Source organism: Vibrio nigripulchritudo ATCC 27043, assembly GCF_000222685.1.
GTDB lineage: Bacteria > Pseudomonadota > Gammaproteobacteria > Enterobacterales > Vibrionaceae > Vibrio > Vibrio nigripulchritudo.
In genome coordinates this window covers 1-3,212 of the sequence record NZ_AFWJ01000164.1, presented here as the reverse complement: position 1 = coordinate 3,212, position 3,212 = coordinate 1, and the positions used below count along the sequence as shown (strand labels likewise).

The following is a 3,212-nucleotide window of genomic DNA, read 5'->3' as shown; positions in this document are numbered from 1 at the left end:
TCATAGTGTTGCCTTATGAGGTCAGGTTAATAGCCTGATGCAATGAGGTAATTTGGGTGTGGGCTATTACCCAGTTGATGAATTAAAAACGATGCAAATTAAATGGAGAATTAAGATGCCAATCGAAAAATTTGAATCAATTGGAAAACTAGAAATCAGTCCTAAAGCCTTTCGAAATCTAGACATGAAAATTAAATCAAATGTCGGGGATATCGAAAGGGAAGTTGCGAAAGCAAGAATCATGGAGTCGGCTTTAAAAGAGCTCAAAGGCAAGGAAGGGTTTGATCCCGCCGCCTTAAGCATATCCTTCGGTCTACGTTGGTAAAGGAGTTAAGCCACAGATCTATTTTCTGTGGCTTAATTTTCAACATGACTTTTGAAAGTTGCATAGTAAAGCTTACGTCTTTCTGTAATTTAAATTGCACATATTGCTATATGTTTAATTTAGAAGACGAAAGCTATAAATATAACGACAGGAACATGTCTGAATGGACAATATTCCAACTTCTTGATCGTTTGGCTGAATATATTGATAAACAAGCGCTTTCCCACTTCGATATTACGCTTCATGGTGGTGAACCAACTTTATGGCCAGTAAAACGATTTGAATCCGTCTTTTCCGTTATTTCAAATAACGATATATTGCGAAAAACCGTTACTCTTGGTGTTCAAACTAACCTCTATAAAATGCCTTCCGATTCTCTGTTGGACATGTTTTTAGAAAACAATGTCGCGGTCAGCCTGAGCCTGGATGGACCAAAATCTGTGAATGATGCTTACCGAATTACGTCGTCCGGTAAGGGGTCTTATCAATCCATTCACCAAAACCTGCAAACACTGCTTAATGGAAAGTACCAGCCCCTGGTAAAAGGTATTTTAAGTGTCGCTCAAACTTCACTTAAGCCAGAAGATTATTTCCAGTGGGTGAAGTCGTTACCGTTAAAAAGCGTGGATGTTTTGTTCCCAATTCATTATCACTATGGTCATAAACCCTGGGATGAAGAGGGACGAACGGAGGCAGCTTACGCAGAGGATCCAACAATAGGAAAATGGTACGCCGAACTGTTTGATTGCTGGTGGTTTAACGACGACCCGAACATAAAGATTCGCTTGTTTAACCACGTTATTGCTCTGATTTTGGGGGGCAAACAACACGTAGATGCTTTGGTGAACGACACGTTGAACATGTTTGTGGTGAGTTCAAGTGGAGACATTGAATACCCGGATTATTATCGAGTAGGCAGCAACGGCAACGCAAAAACACAATACAACGTCTTTGAGCATACACTCTCGGAACTGCATTTTGACTCCGGGTTTCGAAATCTATCCAGTCTTAGAAAGTCTATTCCTGATGAATGTCACGCCTGTGAGCATCACGACTTATGTGGAGGAGGTTTTCTGGCCGGAAGAAACGGTCCAGATGGGATGGTACTTAACCGACGATCGGTATTGTGTTACGACGAAATGTTTCTGTTTCATCACATCAAGCAGAGAATATTTCCAGCTCTGGAAATGGACCCTGCTCACGGAGCCTAACATGAGTGCGATTAACAACTCGGATACCAGCCCTACGCAAGTACTTCTTAATTTGCTGGATAACACATCTGAGCAGGATGCAGAAAAATTAAGATATTTTTCCTGTTCATTGCAGGCGCAGCTGTTCAAACATGCCAGTGGCATACTCCTGATGCGAGAAGATTTATTGGAATGGCATCAGGACATTCAGGAATCTGTCAGCACTTTAAGCTCGTGCCCCAGTCATATCAGTCAGAAACTCTACTCTTCCCCTTTGTTTCGATCTTGGCTAAATCAGCTTGTTACCAGCTTGCTTGAAGAGCATCAGGAGAACCAGCTCAGGGCATTGCTTGGATTGTGGAATAACATGACTTATCTGTCTGAGGATACTGCCATCAAGCGAGTAGCCATTGTCTCCGGGTATTTGGTTACCTGGGATGTTGGATTACTGTTCGAATTGAGAGGAGAAGAAACGCAACGAAACTGCGACTGCGCTTTGCGATACGACCGTGAAGAAGGGCTGTGTGTGGTTTCGGTAAGCTTACCTATCGAACAGATTGAGCAACGTCGGTTAGAAGGATCTTCGATTATTGTCTCCAATGCCAACCCATTGCTCAGAATGAAATTGGACGAAAGGCAAGTGCCACAGCGCAGCGGGACGACTTACTACGATCAGATAGACGAGTCTTCGATAAACTTTCCTCCAGACTTTAGCCACGATACCTATGAGTCACCTTATCTGTTGATCAAAAAGTATTGCCCCGACATTGCGAATGATATCGATGAATACGTGTCTGTGATTGTACCAAGAGGGGAGCCAACTGGCTGGACGATACATGGCTACACCATTTCCTCTTATCAGGGAGCGTGCTGGATGACGGATCACGGTCTGCTCAAAAGCGTCGAAACCATGGTGCACGAAATGAGCCATGTTAAGCTTCGCTATCTGGAAGAACTGATCCCTATCTTTAAACCAGACAACAAGAACTTACGGTTTCCTGTCCCGTGGCGTTCAGATGAAAGACCTTTGGTTGGAATATTTGAAGGTGTATACGTTCATGTCATGAGCGCCAAGGCTTTATGCACGATCAGCCAGCGTCACTGGACGGATCATGCTTTCGCCGAAGGTGCAGGTAAACGGGCATTGGAAATGGTTAAAGATGTTCGCTATGGCTTAGAGCTATTACTGGAACATTCTGATGTCACCGATGTGGGGGAAGTGTTCTATGAGTGGATTGCTCAACAGTGTGCGGACATTGATTTGAGCCTAAGCCAGTCTAAGTGTTATCAGGCATAGACAGGAGCTTGAGTATTTTTACTGTATAAAAACACAGTTTTCTCTTGACCCCGATTGTTCATTCTCTATACTGTATGTGTATACAGTTTTTATAGGAGGGCTGAGTATGTTGTGGGAAACAATGGAAAGGGTGAACAAATTACGTCAGCAGGCATTGGCTGATCCCGAATTTATCAAAGCTGCGAAAGAGCATGAGAAAGCGCTGAGATCGATGGAAAAAGAAGAATTGGAAATTCGTCGCAGACGCTACAAAGCTGAGAACCAGAACAAAGGTCCGAAGCTGCTCTCAGATATTTATCGGCAATCGGAATTCGGTTCAAACCCAACTGGTGAGCAACACTGATTATAAGACTGGCATCTGCCAGTCTTTTTTATGCTGTTATCTGACACAGAGTGTTCA

General features: G+C 43.3%; 4 protein-coding genes. All 4 read left to right on the top strand.

The window, feature by feature from the left end; genetic code table 11:
• Window positions 1-115: 115 nt before the first annotated feature.
• The 4 genes from RH89_RS13880 (at window position 116) to RH89_RS13865 (ending at window position 3,155) form a co-directional block, all read left to right on the top strand.
• Window positions 116-325: a hypothetical protein gene (locus RH89_RS13880; protein ID WP_004402953.1), complete on the top strand. Its 210-nt coding sequence runs from the start codon at window positions 116-118 to the stop codon at window positions 323-325.
• 44 nt (window positions 326-369) lie between these two features.
• A complete protein-coding gene (locus RH89_RS13875) occupies window positions 370-1,536 on the top strand; it encodes a radical SAM protein (RefSeq protein ID WP_079655640.1) in 1,167 nt (388 codons plus the stop codon).
• A gap of 1 nt (window position 1,537) precedes the next feature.
• Window positions 1,538-2,812: an HEXXH motif domain-containing protein gene (locus RH89_RS13870; RefSeq protein ID WP_004402947.1), complete on the top strand. Its 1,275-nt coding sequence runs from the start codon at window positions 1,538-1,540 to the stop codon at window positions 2,810-2,812.
• A 106-nt stretch (window positions 2,813-2,918) separates the two neighbouring features.
• Window positions 2,919-3,155: a hypothetical protein gene (locus RH89_RS13865; protein WP_004402945.1), complete on the top strand. Its 237-nt coding sequence runs from the start codon at window positions 2,919-2,921 to the stop codon at window positions 3,153-3,155.
• Window positions 3,156-3,212 lie beyond the last annotated feature (57 nt).